Here is a 20,469-nt window from a genome sequence, read left to right on the forward strand (position 1 = left end):
TAAAATAAAAACATGACACGATATAAAGCAACTATTTCTTACGATGGAACGCTATTTGCAGGTTTCCAAAGGCAACCGCATGCGCGTAGTGTACAAGAAGAAATCGAGAAGACCTTAAAGCGTCTCAATCAAGGAAATCCCGTGACCATCCATGGCGCGGGCCGGACGGATGCAGGCGTCCATGCCCTTGGGCAGGTCATCCATTTTGATCTCCCTCAGCCACGAGATGAGGAGAAGCTCCGCTTTGCTCTGGATACCCAAACTCCAGAGGATATTGACTTTATTCGGGTGGAGCAAGTAGCAGATGACTTTCACTCACGCTACCAGAAGCACAGCAAGACCTATGGATTCATCGTGGATTATGGTCGCCCTAAGAACCCCATGATGCGCCACTATGCAACTCCCTATCCCTACCCTTTGGATGTGGCCAAGATGCAAGTAGCCATCCAAAAGTTGGAGGGAACCCATGATTTCACTGGCTTCACTGCTTCGGGTACCAGTGTGGAAGACAAGGTTCGTACGATTACAGAGGCTCGCTTGGTTGAGGACGCGGCAAATCATCGCCTTCTCTTTACCTTTTCAGGTAATGGCTTTCTCTACAAGCAAATCCGCAATATGGTGGGAACCTTGCTAAAGATTGGCAATGGACGAATGCCGGTGGAGCAAATTGACTTGATTTTAGAAAAAAAGGACCGCAATCTAGCAGGTCCGACAGCAGCGCCAAATGGCTTATATTTAAAGGAGATTCGGTATGAGCAATGAATTGATTCTAGCTATTTCAGGAAATGATATTTTTAGTGGAGGAGGTCTTCACGCAGACCTTGCGACCTATACGACTAACAAACAGCATGGTTTTGTAGCAGTGACTTGTTTGACAGCCATGACCGAGAACGGTTTTGAAGTGCTTCCAGTGGATCCGACGACCTTTGCTCAACAGCTCAGCTCTCTCAAGGATGTTCCTTTTTCTGCTATTAAACTCGGCCTCTTGCCAAATGTTGAAGTGGCAGATTTAGCCCTGGACTATGTCAAAGCCCATGCAGGTATCCCTGTGGTGCTGGATCCGGTCTTGGTCTGCAAGGAAACCCATGATGTGGAAGTGTCAGCCCTTCGAGACGAATTGATCAAGTTCTTCCCTTATGTGACCATCATCACACCAAATTTACCAGAGGCTGAGATCTTGACCCAAAGCAAGATTCAATCGCTCGATGATATGAAGGAGGCTGCTCGTAAGCTCCATGAATTGGGAGCAGAGACTGTCGTGGTCAAAGGGGGCAATCGCCTCAACCAAGAAAAAGCCATCGATGTCTTTTATGACGGACAAGACTTTACCGTCTTCGAAGAAGATGTTTTAGAAAAGAATAATACAGGAGCTGGTTGTACCTTTGCGTCTAGTATTGCAAGTCAGTTAGTTCAAGGGAAGGCAACGTTAGAAGCTGTCGAGGCTTCAAAAGCTTTCGTCTACCAAGCCATTCAAAAATCAGATCAATATGGAGTAGTTCAATATGACCAATAAACGTACCCAAGTAATCGCCCGCTTAGCTATTTTAACCGCCTTGACAGTTGTGCTAGGCTATTATACCAAGTTGCCAACTCCGACCGGGATGGTGACCTTGCTGGATCTAGGCGTCTATTTCACTGCCTTTTATTTGGGGCGCAAAGAAGGAGCTGTGGTCGGTGGTCTCGGTGCTTTTCTGTTGGATTTGGTCTCTGGCTATCCTCAATGGATGTTCTTTAGTCTCCTGTTTCACGGAGCTCAAGGCTACTTTGCTGGCTTTAAAGGGAAAGCCCGTTACATCGGTCTGCTTTTAGGGACAGTTATCATGGTAGGTGGGTATGCCCTTGCTTCAGCGCTCTTTTTAGGAAACAACTGGGGCCCAGCATTAGCGGAGATTCCTCATAATCTGGTTCAAAACTTCGTTGGGATGGCTCTGGGATATGCTCTGTATCATTTTTTACCAAAGAAGGGAAATTAGAGGATGGAGTTAGAGCAATTAAAAAGGGAAACCCAGGAGATTTTGCTGGATCTTCTATCCAAGGCTAATCTGCGTCAGGGGCAGATCTTTGTGTTAGGATTGTCAACTAGTGAAGTGGCCGGTGGCAGTATTGGCAAGAACTCGAGTCTGGAGATAGGCCAAGCCATTGTGAAAACTATCTTGGATACCCTAACTCCCAAAGGAATCTATTTAGCGGTTCAAGGATGTGAGCATCTTAACCGCGCTCTGGTGGTCGAACGCGAACTGGCAGAGAAAAAAGATTTAGAAATCGTCAATGTTTTACCGACTCTTCATGCAGGGGGGGCAGGCCAAGTTGCAGCCTTTAGCTACATGACAGATCCAGTTGAAGTTGAATTTATTACAGCCCAAGCTGGCCTAGATATTGGTGATACCTCTATTGGGATGCATGTCAAGCACGTGCAAGTACCTGTTCGTCCGGTTTTGAGAGAGCTGGGTGGGGCTCATGTGACGGCTTTAGCCAGTCGTCCAAAATTAATCGGTGGGGCGCGTGCTTCTTACCAAGAAGATCCGCTTCGTAAATCCTAAGATTGAAAAACTGACTCAACGAAGGAGTTGTTTTTTTTCAATCCATCGATTCAGCTATAAGGGGAATAAGGACGAAAGAAGTAGTCCTTATTCAGTCCAATCAGGGGTCATACACGGATGATTTGAAAGTGGTTCACCATAAACGTGTGGATTGGCCTAAGAATTGGCTATTCCTAGTCAAAAAGGAATCAAAGCAGATTGCCCAAAAACTTGCATTTTCGAAGTTTTATGGTAAAATTATAAGGAATGACTATATTATTTTAAGGAGAGACAGAATGTCTGTATCATTTGAAAACAAAGAAACAAACCGCGGTGTATTGACTTTCACTATCAGTCAAGAACAAATTAAACCAGCTTTAGATCGCGTGTTTGAGTCTGTTAAGAAAAACTTGAACGTACCAGGATTCCGTAAAGGTCACCTTCCACGCCCAATCTTCAACAAACGTTTTGGTGAAGAATCACTTTACCAAGACGCTTTGAACGATCTTCTTCCAGCAGCTTATGAAGCAGCAGTGAAAGAAGCAGGCCTTGAAGTTGTTGCTCAACCAAGCTTTGATATTGTATCAATGGAAAAAGGTCAAGATTGGACATTGACAGCAGCTGTTGTAACAAAACCTGAAGTAAAATTGGGTGCTTACAAAGACCTTGAAGTTTCTGTAGAAGTTTCTAAAGAAGTAACAGATGAAGATGTAGATGCACGTATCGAACGCGAACGCAACAACTTGGCTGAATTGGTGATCAAAGAAGGACCAGCTGCTGAAGGTGATACAGTTGTAATCGACTTCGTAGGATCTGTTGACGGTGTTGAGTTTGACGGAGGAAAAGGAGACAACTTCTCACTTGGACTTGGTTCAGGTCAATTTATCCCTGGCTTCGAAGACCAATTGGTTGGTCACTCTGCTGGTGAAACAGTTGATGTTATCGTAACTTTCCCAGAAAATTACCAAGCAACTGACCTTGCAGGTAAAGAAGCGAAATTCGTGACAACCATCCACGAAGTAAAAGCAAAAGAAGTACCAGCTCTTGACGATGAATTGGCAAAAGATATCGACGAAGAAGTTGAAACTCTTGCTGAATTGAAAGAAAAATATCGCAAAGAATTAGCTGAAGCGAAAGAAGAAGCATACAACGACGCGGTTGAATCAGCAGCAATTGACCTTGCAGTAGAAAATGCAGAAATCGTTGATCTTCCAGAAGAAATGATCCACGAAGAAGTACACCGTGCTGTCAATGAATTCCTTGGAAACATGCAACGTCAAGGAATCTCTCCAGACATGTACTTCCAAATCACTGGTACAACTCAAGAAGACCTTCACAAACAATACGAAGCAGACGCAGCAGCACGTACTAAGACAAACCTTGTCGTAGAAGCGGTTGCCAAAGCAGAAGGTTTCGAAGCAACTGAGGAAGAAGTAACTGCTGAAATCGAACAATTGGCAGCAGACTACAACATGCCAGTTGAACAAGTTCGTAGCTTGCTTTCACCAGAAATGTTGAAACATGACATTGCTGTGAAGAAAGCTGTTGAAGTGATCACAGGAACTGCTAAAGTTAAATAAGAAAAGATTCAACTCCTCTCTGAGGGGAAATTGTGAAAATGAGAAAAGCTGAGGACGGATGTCCCGGCTTTTCTCTTCTAGTAGAACCGGAATTTTCCTTTGACGAAAGGGGAAAATTATCGTACAATAGAGTGTAACGATAAATGATGTTTTCTAGGGGCAACCTCTTTTTTCATGAAAAAGTGGCCTGCCTTCGGATAAAAAATAAGGAGATCTACCTTGGAATTAGAAGTATTTGCTGGTCAAGAAAAAAGTGAACTTTCAATGATTGAAGTAGCTCGTGCGATTTTAGAGTCACGTGGTCGTGATCATGAAATGTATTTCAGTGATCTTGTCAATGAAATTCAAAACTACCTCGGAAAATCAAACAGTGAAATCCGTGAATTTCTTCCTTTGTTCTACACAGAGTTGAACGTAGACGGAAGCTTTATCCCACTTGGAGATAACAAATGGGGGCTTCGCTCATGGTATGCCATCGATGAAGTAGATGAAGAAATCATCGCGCTTGAAGAAACAGACGAAGACGAAGTACCTAAGAAGCGTAAGAAAAAACGCGTCAATGCCTTCATGGATGGAGATGAAGATGCCATCGACTACAATGCAGATGATCCAGAAGATGAGGATGTTTACGAAGCAGATCCAGCCCTCAGCTATGACGAAGAAAATCCAGATGATGAGAAGAATGAAGTAGAAGCTTATGATGCAGAAATCAATGAAATCTCACCAGATGACTTGGATGAAGAAGTTGAGTTGAGTGAAGAGGACGAAGACGAAGAAGAGCCAGACGAAGACGAAGAATAATCTGAACGAAACAAGGAAAAGCCTTCCTTGTTTTTTTTCTTACTCTTGAAAGAATGCTTATAGAGTAGTATAATAAGAGTGTAAATCTGTTATAGAGTCAAGGAGGGGACCAACATGGACTATAAACTAGATCAAAGCCTGGCCAATTTGGGGATTGAGACGGTAGTGATTGGAATTGCGAGAGGGGTAAACCCACAAGCGCCCCTGTCTTCCACTTTTTTAGCAAAAAAGAAGGAGATGGAAGCATGGGCCTTAAATTGTGATCTCAGCTCGGTGAAAGAGGAGGCAGTTGTACAAGGCTATATGGAATTGTTGAAGGAAGTGGGGCGTAGTGTCAAGAAGAACCCGCCGACAATTCTTGCTTTGATTAAGAATATCCAAAGTCGTGGCTTCCTTCCGACGATCAATAGCGTTATTGATATCTACAATGTAGAATGTTTGCGCTCATTCCTAGCCATCGGAGGGCATGATTTGGATAAGATACAGGGACCAATCGAGTTTACGATTAGTCAAAGAGAAGATACCTTTTTGCCTATCTTATCAACAGAAAAGCATGTTAGTGAAACTGATCCAGTCTATCGGGACTGTCAGGGTGTCTTGGCCTGGCTAGATGTACGAGATAGCGAGTACTACAAATTTGAAGACCAGACCCGGAATGCAATTTTCATCATCCAGGGGAATCGAGCGACCTCTGTAGAGATGCGCTTGGAAGCACTCGATCGAATCAGGGAAGATTTGGCCTCTTGCATGCCTGATTTAGAATTTGAAAAATATCTGGTTACCACCAGTGAGGCAATTCCAGTCCCATAAAGAAGCCCTTCAGTAAGGAAGATTTGTCAACATCTGAACAGACGAGTGAAGTGAAGGAGCCAATGCTCTTCTTGCCCTGTAATAAAGTTCAAAGTTTGAAAAAAGTTTGAAAAAAATCTTGACAAGAAAGTAGAAGATTGATATACTAGTAAGGTACTCAATCGCGGGGATGGCGGAATTGGCAGACGCGCAGGACTAAGGATCCTGTGACCGCTTTAGGTCGTGAGGGTTCAAGTCCCTCTCTCCGCATCGGATGAAGATAGCTTTGGCTATCTTTTTTTGTTTTTAAATTTCTTTGTGGTAGAATAGGTGTGAGATGAGGTGAGAACATGAAGAAATATCTCGTTTTGGTCGATGGCCTCTTTGCACTATTGGGAAGTGCCATTAATTTTTTCGGTCCTATTATGATTTTAGCTATGGCGATAGGCGCATACAAGGATACTTTTAGATATTTTATGGCCTTAACCATATGGAATGTCCTCGTTTTTCTAGCAGCGATTGCTTCTAAGTATTTTCTCAGAAAAGAGAAAAGGATTAAAAAGTGGATTCCCAATCTTTTTCTGATAGCGGGCAGTATTCTCTTTCTTGGGACTCTTCTTGCTATGTTTGAGAGTGTTCCACTTTTGGAGGGATTGGTAAAGGGGCTTCTTGGAAAAATGTTCACTGACAGTCAATTATTTGCTGCTTATTTCTATTCTCAATGGGTTGTAGCAGTACTCCTTGTGATTTGCGGGATTGGTTTTCTCCTTTCATTAAAAAATTTTAAAGCAGAGGATTGAAATGAGGGGGCTTGGGCTCCCGTCTTTTACTTTTCTATGGCCTGTGGAATTCTTGGAAAAGTAAGCATTCCTCCTCATTTATCATAAGAAAGCGCTTAAAGCTACAAGAAAAACTAGCAATTTAAATGAAAAAGTGATAAAATAAACAATGTAAGTGGTTTAACCACAAAAAATAAGAGGAGGCCTACAACTAATGGCAATCGTTTCAGCAGAAAAATTTGTCCAAGCAGCTCGTGACAATGGTTACGCAGTTGGTGGATTTAACACAAACAACCTTGAGTGGACTCAAGCTATCTTGCGTGCAGCAGAAGCTAAAAAAGCTCCAGTTTTGATCCAAACTTCTATGGGTGCTGCTAAATACATGGGTGGTTACAAAGTAGCTCGCAACATGATCGCTAACCTTGTTGAAGCAATGGGTATCACTGTACCAGTTGCAATCCACTTGGACCATGGTCACTACGAAGATGCTCTTGAGTGTATCGAAGTTGGTTACACTTCAATCATGTTCGACGGATCACACCTTCCAGTCGAAGAAAACCTTAAATTGGCGAAAGAAGTTGTAGAAAAAGCTCACGCTAAAGGTATCTCAGTTGAAGCTGAAGTTGGTACAATCGGTGGTGAAGAAGACGGTATCATTGGTAAAGGTGAATTGGCACCAATCGAAGATGCTAAAGCAATGGTTGCTACAGGAATCGACTTCTTGGCAGCAGGTATTGGTAACATCCACGGTCCATACCCAGCAAACTGGGAAGGTCTTGACCTTGACCACTTGAAGAAATTGACAGAAGCTCTTCCAGGATTCCCAATCGTATTGCACGGTGGTTCAGGTATCCCTGATGATCAAATCCAAGCAGCGATCAAACTTGGTGTTGCGAAAGTTAACGTTAACACTGAGTGCCAAATCGCATTCGCTAACGCAACTCGTCAATTCGTACGTGAATACGATGCAAACGAAGCAGAATACGACAAGAAGAAACTCTTCGACCCACGTAAATTCTTGAAACCAGGATTCGAAGCAATCACAGCTTCAGTTGAAGAACGTATCGACGTATTCGGTTCAGAAGGCAAAGCTTAATCTTGCTTGAAACGTTATTAACCAGAGGTTTATCCGCAAGGATAAGCCTTTTTTGATTTCTCTTTTTCTGAAAAATGTTTGTTTCAAACAAAAAATGATTGCGATTCTGACAGTTTAAGGTTATAATAAACAAAAACGATGCAAGTAGGTAGGAAATGAAAAAACAGGAAAGACTGAATGAGATTATCAATCTGGTCAATAAGGCTGGAACCGTTTATGTTCAAGACATCATGGAAAGCATGCAGGTGTCGGATATGACGGTCCGTCGGGATTTGATTGAATTGGAAAAGCAAGGGCTCCTTATTCGTGTTCGAAATGGAGCCAAAAGTAACCAATTCCTCCCTTCACGAGAGCTTCCCCATGAAGAGAAGTTACTCAAGAATATTCTGGCTAAGCGTGAGGTAGCGAAGAAAGCTAGCGAACTGATAAAAGAAGGTGAGAGTATCTTCCTTGGGCCGGGGACCTCTGTTGAGGTTCTTTCCGAAGCCATTAATAATAAGGAATTGCGTGTGGTGACCAACTGTCTGCCGATTTTCCAAGAGTTGTTAAAGAAGAAAAGTGATACCTTTAAGGTAATCCTCTTAGGAGGGGAACTTCGAGAAACCAGTCAAGCTTTTGTCGGCGAGATAACGAACACTCTCATGGAAAGAATGTACTTCCACAAGATGTTTTTTAGTGGGAATGGCATTGTGGATGGACGCGTTCTGACCTCTTCTTTTGAAGAAGCCTATACGCAAAAGTTAGCCTTAGAACGTTCTTCTGAAGCTTACCTACTGATTGACTCCTCCAAGATTGGCAAGGAAGACTTTACCTCTATCTGTTCCTTAAAAAAAGTGACGGCAGTGATAACGGACGATGCATCTGAGAAAGCACATGAAGAATTAGAGGAATATACACGTGTGATTGTATAAATAATAAACTGAAGAAAGAGAGAGCGATTCTCTCTTTTTTTGTTTATTACAAACAATTTAGGGCTAAAAAATAATAAAAAATGAAGAAAAAAGAAAAAAATAAACAAAAAATAGTTGACAACAAACAAAATTAGCGCTATACTGTGTTTGTGAATAACAAAACGAAGTCGAATGAAGAAAGAGGAGAACTTTCTTTGTTGACAGAAATGCAAAAAGGAGAAGCATATGGCAATTGTAGTTGGTGCGGATGCAGCAGGTAGCCGCTTAAAAGAAGTAGTCAAAGAGTATTTGGAAGTAGAAGGTTTCCAAGTCGTGGACGTGACAGAAGAAGGGCAAGACTTTGTCGATGTGACCTTAGCTGTTGCAAAAGAAGTCAAACAAGCAGAAGATAATCTGGGTATTGTCATTGACGCTTACGGAGCTGGTCCATTTATGGTCGCAACTAAAATTAAGGGAATGGTTGCAGCAGAAGTTTCAGATGAGCGTTCCGCTTACATGACTCGTGGCCATAACAATTCTCGCATGATCACCATGGGTGCTCAAATCGTGGGTGACCAATTGGCAAAGAATATTGCCAAAGGTTTTGTAAACGGTAAGTATGACGGTGGTCGCCACCAAATCCGTGTCGATATGCTCAATAAGATGTGCTAAGGGGGGACGAAAAATGAAAATTGCAATTGGATGTGACCATATTGTCACTAATGAAAAAATGGCTGTTTCTGAGTTTTTGAAATCAAAAGGCTATGAAGTCCTTGACTTCGGAACCTATGACCATGCGCGCACCCACTATCCAATTTTTGGGAAGAAGGTTGGGGAAGCAGTAGTGAGTGGTCAAGCAGATCTTGGCGTATGTATCTGTGGAACTGGCGTTGGAATTAACAACGCGGTTAACAAGGTTCCAGGTGTCCGTTCAGCCTTGGTCCGCGATATGACCTCTGCTCTTTATGCCAAAGAAGAACTCAATGCCAACGTGATTGGTTTTGGTGGAAAGATCACAGGAGAACTTCTGATGTGTGACATTTTGGAAGCCTTCATCCATGCGGAATACAAACCAAGTGAAGAAAACAAGAAATTGATTGCCAAGATTCAACATTTGGAAACCCACAACGACCATCAAGAAGATGAGGATTTCTTCACAGAATTCCTCGAAAAATGGGACCGTGGGGAATACCACGACTAAGAGGTGAGTCTATGATTTTAACGGTAACCATGAACCCTTCAATCGACATTTCCTATCCATTAGAAACCTTATACTTGGATACGGTCAATCGAGTTGACAAGGTAAGCAAAACCGCAGGAGGGAAGGGTCTCAATGTCACACGGGTCCTTGCAGAGATTGGAGATCCTGTCTCGGCAACTGGTCTGATTGGTGGTTCAACAGGCCAATTTATCTTGGACCATCTGGATCAGGAAATCGGCAAAGAATTCTTTGAAATTCAAGGGGAGACCCGGAATTGCATTGCGATCCTTCACGAAGGACAACAAACTGAAATCCTGGAAAAAGGTCCGTCTGTTTCTGAAGAAGAAGGGCAAGCCTTTCTTGATCACTATGAAGCCTTGCTTCCAGATGTAGCAGTCGTTGCTATCTCAGGTAGTTTACCAGCTGGCTTGCCACTTGATTATTATTCTCAATTGGTCGAGCGCGCTAAGAAGGCAGGAAAACCAGTCGTTCTGGACTGCTCAGGCGCTTCCCTAGAAAAAGCTCTAGCAGCTCCTATTAAACCAACGGTTATCAAGCCCAATAATGAAGAGTTGTCTCAACTCTTGGGCTACGAGGTGACCAAGGATCTGGATCAATTAAAAGAGGTCCTTCAATCTAACTTGTTTAAAGGGATTGACTGGGTCATCGTCTCCCTAGGAGCTGACGGTGCCTTTGCCAAACATGGTGATGTCTTCTATAAAGTGGACATTCCAAAAATTGAAGTGGTCAATCCAGTAGGATCTGGTGATTCGACAGTTGCTGGGATTGCCTCAGCTCTCTATCATCAGGAAGACGACCAAGCACTTTTAACCAAAGCCAATGTCCTTGGCATGCTGAATGCTCAAGAAGCAACGACAGGCCATATCAATATTCATCGCTATGATGATTTGTATCAACAGATAAATGTAAAAGAGGTATAAGATGGTATTAACAGAACAAAAACGCAACTATTTAGAAAAATTGAGCACCAAAGAGGGTGTAATCTCTGCCTTGGCCTTTGACCAACGTGGTGCCTTGAAACGCCTCATGGCTCAGTATCAAGACACAGAACCAACAGTGGCTCAAATGGAAGAGTTGAAGGTCCTAGTGGCTGAAGAATTGACGCCATTCGCATCTTCTATGCTCTTGGACCCTGAGTATGGACTTCCAGCAACTAAGGTCTTGGATGCAGAAGCAGGGCTCTTGTTGGCTTATGAAAAAACAGGCTACGACACTTCAAGCACCAAGCGTCTGCCAGACTGCCTCAACCTTTGGTCAGCTAAACGCATCAAAGAGCAGGGTGCAGATGCAGTGAAATTCTTGCTCTACTATGATGTGGATAGTGCAGAAGAACTCAACCAAGAAAAACAAGCCTACATCGAACGCATCGGTTCAGAATGTGTGGCAGAAGAAATTCCATTCTTCCTTGAAATCTTGGCTTACGATGAAACAATCGCTGATGCAGGTTCTGTAGAATACGCTAAAGTGAAACCTCGCAAAGTCATCGAAGCTATGAAAGTCTTCTCAGACCCACGCTTCAACATCGATGTCTTGAAGGTAGAAGTTCCAGTCAATGTTAAATACGTTGAAGGCTTTGGCGATGGGGAAATCGTTCATAGCCGTGAAGAGGCTGCAGCCTTCTTTAAAGAACAAGAAGCAACAACCAACCTTCCATACATCTACTTGAGTGCCGGTGTTTCTGCAAAACTCTTCCAAGAAACCCTTGTCTTTGCCCATGAAGCAGGCGCAAACTTCAACGGGGTCCTTTGTGGCCGTGCTACTTGGGCTGGATCAGTTGAAGCCTACATCAAGAATGGGGAAGAGGCAGCTCGTGAATGGTTGCGTACCGAAGGTCGTCGCAACATTGAAGAACTCAACCAAGTCTTGGACCAAGTCGCAACTTCTTGGAAAGAGCGCATTTAAAAGTGTAGACCACTCCTTTAACAATGGGCGTTCGAATTTCCTTGAAGAGCCCAGAGAAGACAGCTATAAACAGCTATTTGTTAGAAAAAAACAAAAAAGTTAAAAAGTTGTTAAGAAAGGGTTTACAAAAACAAAAGCGTGTGCTATACTTAATCCATAAGTGAATACAAGGTGAGTGTTAGTAAGTTAGATTACGCATGATCACAGATGAATCGAGGAGAAGCCTCTCTGATCTCATTTGTGGTCATTTTTTATACCCTTAACCTTAAATAAACTAGCAAGGAGAGTACCATGTATCGGATTTTAAATCCACTCAATCACAATGTTGCTCTGGTGAGGAATGACAAAGGGGAAGAACTGATTGTCATTGGAAAAGGAATCGTTTTTGGCAAAAAGAAGGGCGACCTAGTCCCTAAAGAAAAGGTAGAAAAGCTCTTTCGGATGAAAACAGAGGAATCCCGAGAGAACTTTATGACCCTGCTAAAAGATGTTCCATTAGACTTCATCACAGTGACCTACGAGATGATTGATTACTTGACCAAAAAGTATCACTATCCCGTTCAAGAATATATCTATGTAACCTTGACCGACCACATGTTTTGCTCTTACCAAGCAGTGACCCAAGGCAGGTATAAGGAAAGTAATCTTTTGGATATCTCAGAAAACTACCCAGTGGCTTTTGAGATTGCCAAAGAGGCAGTTGATATCTATCGGGAGAAGCTCACAACTAGCTTCCCTGAAGATGAGGTCACTCGTATCGCCTATCATTTCATCAACGCAGAAGGTGAAAATGGAGCGGAGGTCGTGGATTCCATGGACCAGCGCAAAGAAATCTTAAAAGGTGTGGAAGAGGTTTTGGATAGTTATTCAATCAAACGAACCGAGACCAACAACAACTTTTATGATCGTTTCATGATTCATCTTAACTACTTCTTGGATTACCTGGATCGCAATCGGGATGATAATCAATCGCTTCTAGATATGGAGGAACATATCAAAAGCTCCTATCCCAAAGCCTTTGAGATTGGTTCCAAGATTTATGATGTGATTTCTAGGGAGACCGGGGTTGACTTGTACAAGAGTGAACGGGTCTATCTGGTCTTGCACATTCAACGCTTATTGTAATAACTTTTAAAAATTAAGAAATTCAAATTGGAGGAATTAGTCATGACCAAAGAAGAAATGACACTATTAGGTTTTGAGATCGTTGCGTATGCAGGGGATGCTCGTTCTAAACTCTTGGAGGCCCTCAAGGCGGCTGAGAAGGGTGACTTCGCTCAGGCAGAAAGCTTGGTAGAAGAAGCAGGAAGCTGTATCGCAGAGGCTCACAAGTCTCAAACAACTATGCTAGCGCAAGAAGCAGCAGGAGAAGACCTCCCCTACAGCATTACCATGATGCATGGACAGGACCACTTAATGACAACGATCCTATTAAAAGATGTGATTCATCATCTCATTGAACTATACAAAAGAGGAGCTAAATAATGCATAAATTAATTGAATTAATTGAGAAAGGAAAACCTTTCTTCGAGAAGATTTCTCGTAATAAATATTTGCGTGCGATTCGTGATGGATTTATCGCGGGGATGCCTGTGATCTTATTCTCGTCTATCTTCATCCTAATTGCTTACGTCCCAAATGCGTGGGGCTTCCATTGGTCAAAAGAAATTGAGAATTTCTTGATGACACCTTATAGCTATTCGATGGGAATTCTGGCTTTCTTCGTAGGTGGAACCACAGCCAAAGCTTTGACAGATTCTGTCAACCGTGATTTACCTGCAACAAACCAGATCAACTTCTTGTCAACCATGTTGGCATCTATGGTTGGTTTCCTTCTAATGGCAGCTGAACCAGCGAAAGAAGGAGGTTTTCTGACTGCCTTCATGGGAACAAAAGGTCTTTTGACAGCCTTTATTGCAGCCTTCGTTACCGTTAATGTTTACAAAGTCTGCGTGAAAAATAATGTTACGATTCGCATGCCAGACGAAGTTCCACCAAATATCTCTCAAGTATTTAAAGACTTGATCCCATTCACTGCATCTGTCGTTCTCCTTTATGGACTTGAACTGATTGTGAAGGGTAGTCTTGGTGTAACAGTAGCTGAATCTATTGGTACTCTTCTTGCGCCTCTCTTCTCAGCTGCAGATGGCTATCTTGGAATAACACTTATTTTTGGTGCGTATGCCTTCTTCTGGTTTGTAGGAATCCACGGCCCTTCTATCGTAGAGCCTGCGATTGCAGCGATCACTTACGCGAATATCGATGCTAACTTGGCTCTGTCTCAAGCTGGTCAACATGCAGATAAGGTTATTACTTCTGGTACTCAAATGTTTATCGTTACCATGGGTGGAACTGGAGCAACCTTGATTGTTCCCTTCCTCTTCATGTGGTTGTGTAAATCAGAACGGAACCGTGCAATTGGTCGTGCATCCGTTGTACCTACATTCTTTGGTGTAAATGAGCCAATCTTGTTTGGTGCACCGATTGTATTGAATCCAATCTTCTTTATTCCATTCATTTTTGCACCAATTGCTAACGTTTGGATCTTCAAATTCTTTGTTGATACCTTGGGAATGAACTCCTTCACGGCTAACCTTCCATGGGTTACTCCTGGACCTTTAGGGATTGTCCTTGGTACAAACTTCCAAGTTCTTTCATTCATCCTTGCTGCTCTTCTAGTAGTAGTAGACGTGGTTATTTACTACCCATTTGTGAAGGTGTACGATGAGCAAATTCTTGAAGAGGAACGTTCTGGAAAAGCCAATGATGAATTGAAAGAAAAAGTAGCTGCAAACTTCAATACTGCCAAAGCAGATGCAATTCTTGAAAAAGCAGGTGTTGAAGATGCACCAGCTGAAAATACCATTACAGAAGAAACTAATGTCTTGGTTCTCTGTGCCGGTGGCGGTACTAGTGGACTCCTTGCAAATGCCTTGAACAAGGCTGCGGCAGAATACAAGGTTCCTGTCAAAGCGGCAGCCGGTGGCTACGGTGCTCACCGTGAAATGTTGCCAGAATTTGACCTTGTTATCTTGGCGCCTCAGGTTGCTTCCAACTTCGAAGATATGAAGGCTGAAACAGATAAACTAGGCATCAAATTGGCGAAGACAGAAGGTGCTCAGTACATTAAATTGACACGCGATGGACAAGGTGCTCTAGCCTTTGTTCAAGCGCAATTCGATTAACGATAGGGACTGTGAAACAGTCTCCTATCGTAACGGAAATCGCTATAGCGATTTTCCTAATCGACTTGTTAATTCGTCGGTAAAAATATATCGTTTTTACCTCCTCATGTCACAATTCGGTGGCTTGGAACAATAAGTGAGATGGAGATGGATGGCTCACTAACTCCTCTCCACTCACTTTTCCTTTGATCCAATCAAGAAAAAGGTGAAAAAATGACAAAAACACTTCCTAAAGATTTTATTTTTGGTGGCGCTACAGCTGCCTATCAAGCAGAAGGGGCTACTCATACAGATGGGAAAGGCCCTGTTGCATGGGACAAATACTTAGCTGATAACTATTGGTATACAGCAGAACCTGCTAGTGATTTCTACCACAAATATCCAGTAGACCTTCAATTAGCTGAAGAATACGGTGTCAATGGTATTCGGATTTCCATTGCCTGGTCGCGTATTTTCCCAACTGGTTATGGTGAAGTCAATCCAAAAGGGGTAGAATTCTATCATAAGTTATTTGCAGAATGTCATAAACGTCATGTAGAACCATTCGTAACTCTTCACCACTTTGATACTCCTGAAGCTCTTCACTCAAATGGAGACTTCTTGAATCGTGAAAATATCGAACACTTTGTAGATTACGCTACCTTCTGTTTCGAAGAATTCCCAGAAGTCAACTACTGGACAACCTTCAATGAAATCGGCCCAATCGGTGATGGTCAGTACTTGGTAGGGAAATTCCCTCCAGGGATTCAGTATGATCTTGCCAAAGTCTTCCAATCTCACCACAATATGATGGTTTCTCATGCACGTGCTGTGAAAATTTACAAAGACAAAGGCTATACAGGTGAAATCGGGGTTGTTCACGCCCTTCCAACTAAGTATCCATTGGATCCTAAAAATCCTGCAGACGTTCGTGCTGCTGAGTTGGAAGATATCATCCATAACAAATTTATCTTGGATGCTACTTACCTTGGACACTATTCAGATGCAACCATGGAAGGTGTAAACCACATCTTATCTGTCAATGGTGGTAGCTTGGATCTTCGTGACGAAGACTTTGCGGCACTTGAAGCAGCTAAAGATTTGAACGACTTCCTTGGAATTAACTACTACATGAGTGACTGGATGGAAGCCTTTGATGGTGAAACTGAAATCATCCACAACGGTAAAGGGGAAAAAGGAAGCTCTAAATACCAAATCAAAGGGGTTGGTCGTAGAGTAGCGCCTGACTATGTTCCTCGTACAGACTGGGATTGGATCATCTACCCTCAAGGTTTGTATGATCAAATCATGCGTGTGAAGGCGGATTATCCAAACTATAAGAAAATCTACATCACTGAAAACGGACTGGGCTACAAAGATGAGTTTGTGGACAACACGGTTTATGACGATGGACGGATTGATTATGTGAAGCAACACTTGGAAGTTCTGTCCGATGCGATTGCGGATGGGGCAAACGTCAAAGGCTACTTCATTTGGTCACTCATGGACGTCTTCTCTTGGTCAAATGGTTACGAAAAACGCTATGGTCTCTTTTATGTGGACTTTGAAACCCAAGAGCGCTATCCGAAGAAGTCAGCTCACTGGTACAAGAAAGTAGCAGAAAGCCAAGTAATTGAATAAAGAAATAAACATGTAAGAAGGCTTATCCGTAAGGGTAGGTCTTTTTTGGTTCTCTTATTTGGAAAAGTGTTTATTGTAAACAAAACAATTCACTCATTTCTAATAATAATTTTTTGTTTGAAGGGCCAATATAGTTTTTACATGATATAATTAAATTGTTGAGTTAATATTAGGAGATTATGATTCATATTAATCAAAATAGTTTGCCTTTTTACAATTCGTAGCCTGCCCCTAAGGGCAGGTTTTTCGGTGTCTTAAGGAAACTATTTAACAGAATTTTTGATTCAAAAGTATTATTTTAAGAGTGAAATCTCTAATCTCATAATCTTTCGGCAAACGCTTGCATTCTATTTTTTATTGGACTATAATAGGTTGGTATAAAGCCTTCTGTAATAATATTGAGAAAGTGTAGAAAGTAAGGATTTAGAATATTTGTAGTCAAAAATACAATGTTGCTTCTTACAATAGGGAGATAGATATGGCAATGATAGAAGTGCAACATCTTCAGAAAAATTTTGTGAAGACAGTAAAGGAGCCAGGATTGAAGGGAGCTTTGCGCTCCTTTGTTCATCCTGAAAAGCAGACCTTTGAAGCGGTCAAGGATTTAACTTTTGAAGTTCCAAAAGGGCAGATTTTAGGATTTATCGGGGCAAATGGTGCTGGGAAGTCAACCACCATCAAAATGCTGACAGGAATTTTAAAACCGACATCTGGTTTTTGTCGGATTAACGGCAAGATTCCACAGGACAATCGCCAAGATTATGTCAAGGATATTGGAGTCGTTTTCGGACAACGCACCCAGCTATGGTGGGATTTGGCACTGCAAGAGACCTACACGGTTTTGAAGGAAATTTACGATGTACCGGACTCGCTTTTCCATAAGCGCATGGACTTTTTGAATGAAGTTTTGGATTTGAAGGAATTTATCAAGGATCCCGTGCGGACTCTTTCACTGGGACAACGGATGCGGGCGGACATTGCAGCTTCCTTACTTCACAATCCCAAAGTTCTCTTTTTAGATGAGCCGACTATTGGTTTGGATGTGTCGGTCAAGGATAATATTCGACGTGCTATCACCCAGATCAATCAGGAGGAAGAGACAACAATTCTCTTGACTACTCATGATTTGAGTGATATTGAGCAACTCTGTGATCGGATTTTTATGATTGATAAGGGGCAAGAGATTTTTGATGGAACGGTTAGCCAGCTCAAGGAGACCTTTGGAAAGATGAAGACTCTCTCCTTTGACCTGACGCCAGGTCAAAGTCATCTCGTCTCTCATTATGAAGGCTTGCCAGATATGTCCATTGATAGACAAGGAAATACTCTCAATATTGAATTCGATAGTTCCCGCTACCAATCAGCTGATATTATCAAGCAAACCCTGTCTGATTTTGAAATCCGCGATTTGAAGATGGTAGATACAGATATTGAAGATATTATCCGTCGCTTCTACCGAAAGGAGCTCTAAGATGGTCAAATTGTGGAGACGTTATAAACCCTTTATCAATGCAGGGATTCAGGAGTTGATTAGCTATCGAGTCAACTTTCTACTTTATCGGATTGGCGATGTCATGGGTGCTTTTGTGGCTTTTTATCTATGGAAGGCTGTCTTTGATTCCTCCCAGGAGCCTTTGATTCAGGGCTTCAGTATGGCGGATATCACCCTCTACATCATCATGAGTTTTGTGACCAATCTTTTGACCAGGTCTGATAGCTCCTTTATGATTGGAGATGAGGTTAAGGATGGCTCCATTATCATGCGCTTGCTGAGACCAGTGCATTTTGCGGCCTCTTACCTTTTCACCGAACTTGGCTCCAAGTGGTTGATTTTTATCTCTGTTGGACTGCCATTTTTAAGTGTCATTGTTTTGATGAAAATCTTATCTGGGCAAGGTATTGTAGAAGTGCTGGGATTAACTGTCCTTTACCTCTTTAGCTTAACCCTGGCTTATCTGATTAACTTTTTCTTTAATATCTGTTTTGGATTTTCAGCCTTTGTGTTTAAAAATCTATGGGGTTCCAATCTACTCAAGACTTCAATAGTGGCCTTTATGTCTGGAAGTTTAATTCCCTTGGCTTTCTTTCCAAAGGTTGTTTCAGATATTCTGTCCTTCTTGCCTTTTTCATCCTTGATTTACACTCCTGTCATGATTATCGTTGGGAAATACGATGCCAGTCAGATTCTTCAAGCACTTTTGCTTCAGTTTTTCTGGCTTATAGTGATGGTGGGCTTGTCTCAGTTGATTTGGAAACGAGTCCAGTCATTTATCACCATTCAGGGAGGTTAGTATGAAAAAATATCAACGCATGCATCTGATTTTTATTAGACAATACATCAAGCAAATCATGGAATACAAAGTTGATTTTGTGGTTGGTGTGTTGGGAGTCTTTCTGACTCAAGGCCTAAACCTCTTGTTTCTCAATGTCATCTTTCAACACATCCCCTCGCTAGAAGGTTGGACCTTTCAAGAGATTGCCTTTATCTATGGATTTTCCTTAATTCCAAAGGGATTAGATCATCTCTTTTTTGACAATCTCTGGGCTTTAGGTCAACGACTAGTTCGAAAAGGGGAGTTTGACAAGTATCTGACTCGTCCTATCAATCCCCTCTTTCATATTTTGGTAGAGACCTTTCAGATTGATGCCTTGGGTGAACTTTTGGTCGGTGGAATCTTACTAACGACAACGGCGACTAGCATTGCTTGGACTCTTCCCAAATTCCTGTTTTTTCTAGTTTGTATTCCTTTTGCGACCTTGATTTATACTTCCTTGAAAATTGCAACAGCCAGCATCGCTTTTTGGACCAAGCAGTCAGGTGCCATGATTTACATTTTCTATATGTTTAATGATTTTGCCAAGTACCCGATTTCCATTTACAATTCGCTCCTTCGTTGGTTAATTAGCTTTATTGTACCTTTCGCCTTTACGGCCTACTATCCTGCCAGCTATTTCTTGCAGGGCAAGGATGTCTTCTTTAATATTGGTGGTTTGATTCTGATTTCTCTTGTTTTCTTTGTCATTTCCCTTAAACTCTGGGACAGGGGATTGGATGCCTACGAAAGTGCTGGTTCGTAAGAGCTAAAGTAAGACAAAAATCACGAAAGGAACTTATGATGTTTGTAATTAAAGAAGTCAAGGATGAAGATCAAAAAATGGCAGTTGTCGCTGAGATTTTAAGGGATTTGCCAGAATGGTTTGGAATACCAGAAAGCACGCAAGCCTACATCGAAGGAGCTAAGGATTTGAAGGTGTGGACTGCCTTTCAGGAGAGTAATTTGCTTGGATTTGTAAGCTTGTCCTATTCTAGTGAAGATTGTGCAGAAATTGATTGTCTCGGTGTAAAAAAAGCTCATCAAGGTAGAGGAATTGGGAGTCAATTGCTTGCTACTTTAAGTGAAGCACGCAAAAACGTTGATTATTTACAGGTCAAAACAGTCGCAGAAGGTTCAAATAAAGATTATGACCGAACAAATGTCTTTTATCGCAGTCTTGGTTTTAAAAAATTAGAGATTTTTCCTCAACTATGGGATCTTAAAAATCCTTGTCAGATTTTGATTAAAAAGATCAACTAAAAGTGCTTGACATCCGCTATCAGAGTGCTATACTAAGAAGGCAATCGCCGATTTAGCTCAGTTGGTAGAGCAACGCACTCGTAACGCGTAGGTCACAGGTTCGATCCCTGCAATCGGCATCAAATGATACAAGAAAAAGCCTATTGTGACGGGCTTTTTTTGCTGTTGAATCACTTTTTGTACCAAAATTTGTACCAAATTATTATAAAAGTTTTCGGATGTTTTCAAATTCATCGTTAATCTTCTCTTGTAATGTATAATCGTAGTTTTAGCTAATATGGGAATGGCTTTATCAATATTCTAGAGCTATTTTAGAAATGCTCAAAACTATCTTTCCAGAAAAGATGCATTTTTCGGAAAGTTAATTTACAATAACTCTCAAATATAAAGTTATAAAATACGCAAGTTCAATTAAAATTGCGTATTTTTTATTTAAAATGTATTAGAATTAAATTCATATAAAATATGCACGAAAAATAAATCAAAATTAAAAAGTACAAATTAATGAAGT

At 41.8% G+C, this 20,469-nt stretch carries 22 protein-coding genes and 2 tRNA genes; all 24 read left to right on the forward strand.

Going from position 1 to position 20,469, the window contains the following annotated elements:
- Window positions 1–12: 12 nt before the first annotated feature.
- The 24 genes from truA to E5S68_RS09175 all read left to right on the forward strand — a co-directional run bounded on the left by truA (window position 13) and on the right by E5S68_RS09175 (window position 20,077).
- A complete protein-coding gene (gene truA / locus E5S68_RS09055; protein WP_135783265.1) occupies window positions 13–762 on the forward strand; it encodes a tRNA pseudouridine(38-40) synthase TruA in 750 nt (249 codons plus the stop codon).
- Complete coding sequence (locus E5S68_RS09060; protein ID WP_135783266.1) at window positions 752–1,513, forward strand: bifunctional hydroxymethylpyrimidine kinase/phosphomethylpyrimidine kinase; 762 nt, start codon at window positions 752–754, stop codon at window positions 1,511–1,513. The genes truA and E5S68_RS09060 overlap by 11 nt, the downstream gene beginning before the upstream one ends.
- On the forward strand, window positions 1,503–1,973 hold the full coding sequence (locus tag E5S68_RS09065; RefSeq protein WP_135783267.1) for an ECF transporter S component: 471 nt from the start codon (window positions 1,503–1,505) through the stop codon (window positions 1,971–1,973). The genes E5S68_RS09060 and E5S68_RS09065 overlap by 11 nt, the downstream gene beginning before the upstream one ends.
- 3 nt (window positions 1,974–1,976) lie before the next feature.
- A complete protein-coding gene (locus tag E5S68_RS09070) occupies window positions 1,977–2,540 on the forward strand; it encodes a TIGR01440 family protein (RefSeq protein ID WP_135783268.1) in 564 nt (187 codons plus the stop codon).
- 275 nt (window positions 2,541–2,815) lie between these two features.
- The gene (gene tig / locus E5S68_RS09075; protein ID WP_135783269.1) at window positions 2,816–4,099 is read left to right on the forward strand and encodes a trigger factor; all 1,284 of its coding nucleotides are present in this window, start codon (window positions 2,816–2,818) and stop codon (window positions 4,097–4,099) included.
- 219 nt (window positions 4,100–4,318) lie between these two features.
- On the forward strand, window positions 4,319–4,900 hold the full coding sequence (rpoE, locus tag E5S68_RS09080) for a DNA-directed RNA polymerase subunit delta (RefSeq protein WP_167470861.1): 582 nt from the start codon (window positions 4,319–4,321) through the stop codon (window positions 4,898–4,900).
- Between the two features lie 114 nt (window positions 4,901–5,014).
- On the forward strand, window positions 5,015–5,710 hold the full coding sequence (locus E5S68_RS09085; protein ID WP_135783271.1) for a B3/B4 domain-containing protein: 696 nt from the start codon (window positions 5,015–5,017) through the stop codon (window positions 5,708–5,710).
- A 163-nt stretch (window positions 5,711–5,873) separates the two neighbouring features.
- Window positions 5,874–5,959: transfer RNA gene (locus tag E5S68_RS09090), tRNA-Leu, on the forward strand.
- An 80-nt stretch (window positions 5,960–6,039) separates the two neighbouring features.
- A complete protein-coding gene (locus tag E5S68_RS09095) occupies window positions 6,040–6,489 on the forward strand; it encodes a hypothetical protein (protein ID WP_135783272.1) in 450 nt (149 codons plus the stop codon).
- 193 nt (window positions 6,490–6,682) lie between these two features.
- Window positions 6,683–7,564, forward strand: a complete 882-nt coding sequence (locus E5S68_RS09100) for a class II fructose-bisphosphate aldolase (protein WP_135783273.1) — start codon at window positions 6,683–6,685, stop codon at window positions 7,562–7,564.
- Between the two features lie 155 nt (window positions 7,565–7,719).
- On the forward strand, window positions 7,720–8,475 hold the full coding sequence (locus E5S68_RS09105) for a DeoR/GlpR family DNA-binding transcription regulator (RefSeq protein WP_006595008.1): 756 nt from the start codon (window positions 7,720–7,722) through the stop codon (window positions 8,473–8,475).
- 225 nt (window positions 8,476–8,700) lie between these two features.
- Window positions 8,701–9,126: a galactose-6-phosphate isomerase subunit LacA gene (gene lacA, locus E5S68_RS09110; RefSeq protein WP_135783274.1), complete on the forward strand. Its 426-nt coding sequence runs from the start codon at window positions 8,701–8,703 to the stop codon at window positions 9,124–9,126.
- Window positions 9,127–9,139: 13 nt separating this feature from the next.
- Entirely contained in the window at window positions 9,140–9,655 is a 516-nt protein-coding gene (gene lacB, locus E5S68_RS09115) for a galactose-6-phosphate isomerase subunit LacB (RefSeq protein WP_135783275.1), read from the forward strand.
- An 11-nt stretch (window positions 9,656–9,666) separates the two neighbouring features.
- Window positions 9,667–10,596, forward strand: coding sequence for a tagatose-6-phosphate kinase (locus tag E5S68_RS09120; protein WP_135783276.1), 930 nt, complete (start codon window positions 9,667–9,669; stop codon window positions 10,594–10,596).
- Window position 10,597: 1 nt separating this feature from the next.
- Window positions 10,598–11,578 (forward strand): tagatose-bisphosphate aldolase, encoded by a 981-nt coding sequence (gene lacD / locus E5S68_RS09125; RefSeq protein WP_135783277.1) that lies wholly within the window; start codon window positions 10,598–10,600, stop codon window positions 11,576–11,578.
- A 291-nt stretch (window positions 11,579–11,869) separates the two neighbouring features.
- Window positions 11,870–12,703, forward strand: a complete 834-nt coding sequence (locus E5S68_RS09130; protein WP_135783278.1) for a PRD domain-containing protein — start codon at window positions 11,870–11,872, stop codon at window positions 12,701–12,703.
- A 42-nt stretch (window positions 12,704–12,745) separates the two neighbouring features.
- The gene (locus E5S68_RS09135) at window positions 12,746–13,063 is read left to right on the forward strand and encodes a PTS lactose/cellobiose transporter subunit IIA (protein ID WP_048691571.1); all 318 of its coding nucleotides are present in this window, start codon (window positions 12,746–12,748) and stop codon (window positions 13,061–13,063) included.
- Window positions 13,063–14,763, forward strand: a complete 1,701-nt coding sequence (locus tag E5S68_RS09140; RefSeq protein ID WP_135783279.1) for a lactose-specific PTS transporter subunit EIIC — start codon at window positions 13,063–13,065, stop codon at window positions 14,761–14,763. The genes E5S68_RS09135 and E5S68_RS09140 overlap by 1 nt, the downstream gene beginning before the upstream one ends.
- Before the next feature lie 213 nt (window positions 14,764–14,976).
- Entirely contained in the window at window positions 14,977–16,383 is a 1,407-nt protein-coding gene (lacG, locus tag E5S68_RS09145) for a 6-phospho-beta-galactosidase (RefSeq protein WP_135783280.1), read from the forward strand.
- A 478-nt stretch (window positions 16,384–16,861) separates the two neighbouring features.
- Complete coding sequence (locus E5S68_RS09155; protein WP_135783282.1) at window positions 16,862–17,854, forward strand: ABC transporter ATP-binding protein; 993 nt, start codon at window positions 16,862–16,864, stop codon at window positions 17,852–17,854.
- 1 nt (window position 17,855) lies between these two features.
- Entirely contained in the window at window positions 17,856–18,674 is an 819-nt protein-coding gene (locus E5S68_RS09160) for an ABC transporter permease (protein WP_135783283.1), read from the forward strand.
- 1 nt (window position 18,675) lies between these two features.
- On the forward strand, window positions 18,676–19,461 hold the full coding sequence (locus E5S68_RS09165) for an ABC transporter permease (protein ID WP_135783284.1): 786 nt from the start codon (window positions 18,676–18,678) through the stop codon (window positions 19,459–19,461).
- 38 nt (window positions 19,462–19,499) lie between these two features.
- Entirely contained in the window at window positions 19,500–19,958 is a 459-nt protein-coding gene (locus tag E5S68_RS09170; RefSeq protein ID WP_135783285.1) for a GNAT family N-acetyltransferase, read from the forward strand.
- Between the two features lie 46 nt (window positions 19,959–20,004).
- A tRNA-Thr gene (locus tag E5S68_RS09175) sits at window positions 20,005–20,077 on the forward strand.
- Window positions 20,078–20,469: the final 392 nt, after the last annotated feature.

This window comes from Streptococcus rubneri (assembly GCF_004785935.1).
In the GTDB taxonomy this organism is placed as follows: domain Bacteria; phylum Bacillota; class Bacilli; order Lactobacillales; family Streptococcaceae; genus Streptococcus; species Streptococcus rubneri.

What these genes read in the sequence shown, in the direction of transcription:
- E5S68_RS09155 (WP_135783282.1), top strand. Translation starts at nt 16,862, where the DNA reads ATGGCAATGATAGAAGTGCAACATCTTCAGAAAAATTTTGTGAAGACA.
- E5S68_RS09170 (WP_135783285.1), top strand. Translation starts at nt 19,500, where the DNA reads ATGTTTGTAATTAAAGAAGTCAAGGATGAAGATCAAAAAATGGCAGTT.
- E5S68_RS09120 (WP_135783276.1), top strand. Translation starts at nt 9,667, where the DNA reads ATGATTTTAACGGTAACCATGAACCCTTCAATCGACATTTCCTATCCA.
- E5S68_RS09165 (WP_135783284.1), top strand. Translation starts at nt 18,676, where the DNA reads ATGAAAAAATATCAACGCATGCATCTGATTTTTATTAGACAATACATC.
- E5S68_RS09135 (WP_048691571.1), top strand. Translation starts at nt 12,746, where the DNA reads ATGACCAAAGAAGAAATGACACTATTAGGTTTTGAGATCGTTGCGTAT.
- E5S68_RS09070 (WP_135783268.1), top strand. Translation starts at nt 1,977, where the DNA reads ATGGAGTTAGAGCAATTAAAAAGGGAAACCCAGGAGATTTTGCTGGAT.
- lacD (WP_135783277.1), top strand. Translation starts at nt 10,598, where the DNA reads ATGGTATTAACAGAACAAAAACGCAACTATTTAGAAAAATTGAGCACC.
- lacA (WP_135783274.1), top strand. Translation starts at nt 8,701, where the DNA reads ATGGCAATTGTAGTTGGTGCGGATGCAGCAGGTAGCCGCTTAAAAGAA.
- E5S68_RS09095 (WP_135783272.1), top strand. Translation starts at nt 6,040, where the DNA reads ATGAAGAAATATCTCGTTTTGGTCGATGGCCTCTTTGCACTATTGGGA.
- lacB (WP_135783275.1), top strand. Translation starts at nt 9,140, where the DNA reads ATGAAAATTGCAATTGGATGTGACCATATTGTCACTAATGAAAAAATG.
- truA (WP_135783265.1), top strand. Translation starts at nt 13, where the DNA reads ATGACACGATATAAAGCAACTATTTCTTACGATGGAACGCTATTTGCA.
- E5S68_RS09100 (WP_135783273.1), top strand. Translation starts at nt 6,683, where the DNA reads ATGGCAATCGTTTCAGCAGAAAAATTTGTCCAAGCAGCTCGTGACAAT.
- E5S68_RS09140 (WP_135783279.1), top strand. Translation starts at nt 13,063, where the DNA reads ATGCATAAATTAATTGAATTAATTGAGAAAGGAAAACCTTTCTTCGAG.
- lacG (WP_135783280.1), top strand. Translation starts at nt 14,977, where the DNA reads ATGACAAAAACACTTCCTAAAGATTTTATTTTTGGTGGCGCTACAGCT.
- E5S68_RS09105 (WP_006595008.1), top strand. Translation starts at nt 7,720, where the DNA reads ATGAAAAAACAGGAAAGACTGAATGAGATTATCAATCTGGTCAATAAG.
- E5S68_RS09130 (WP_135783278.1), top strand. Translation starts at nt 11,870, where the DNA reads ATGTATCGGATTTTAAATCCACTCAATCACAATGTTGCTCTGGTGAGG.
- E5S68_RS09085 (WP_135783271.1), top strand. Translation starts at nt 5,015, where the DNA reads ATGGACTATAAACTAGATCAAAGCCTGGCCAATTTGGGGATTGAGACG.
- E5S68_RS09060 (WP_135783266.1), top strand. Translation starts at nt 752, where the DNA reads ATGAGCAATGAATTGATTCTAGCTATTTCAGGAAATGATATTTTTAGT.
- E5S68_RS09160 (WP_135783283.1), top strand. Translation starts at nt 17,856, where the DNA reads ATGGTCAAATTGTGGAGACGTTATAAACCCTTTATCAATGCAGGGATT.
- E5S68_RS09065 (WP_135783267.1), top strand. Translation starts at nt 1,503, where the DNA reads ATGACCAATAAACGTACCCAAGTAATCGCCCGCTTAGCTATTTTAACC.
- tig (WP_135783269.1), top strand. Translation starts at nt 2,816, where the DNA reads ATGTCTGTATCATTTGAAAACAAAGAAACAAACCGCGGTGTATTGACT.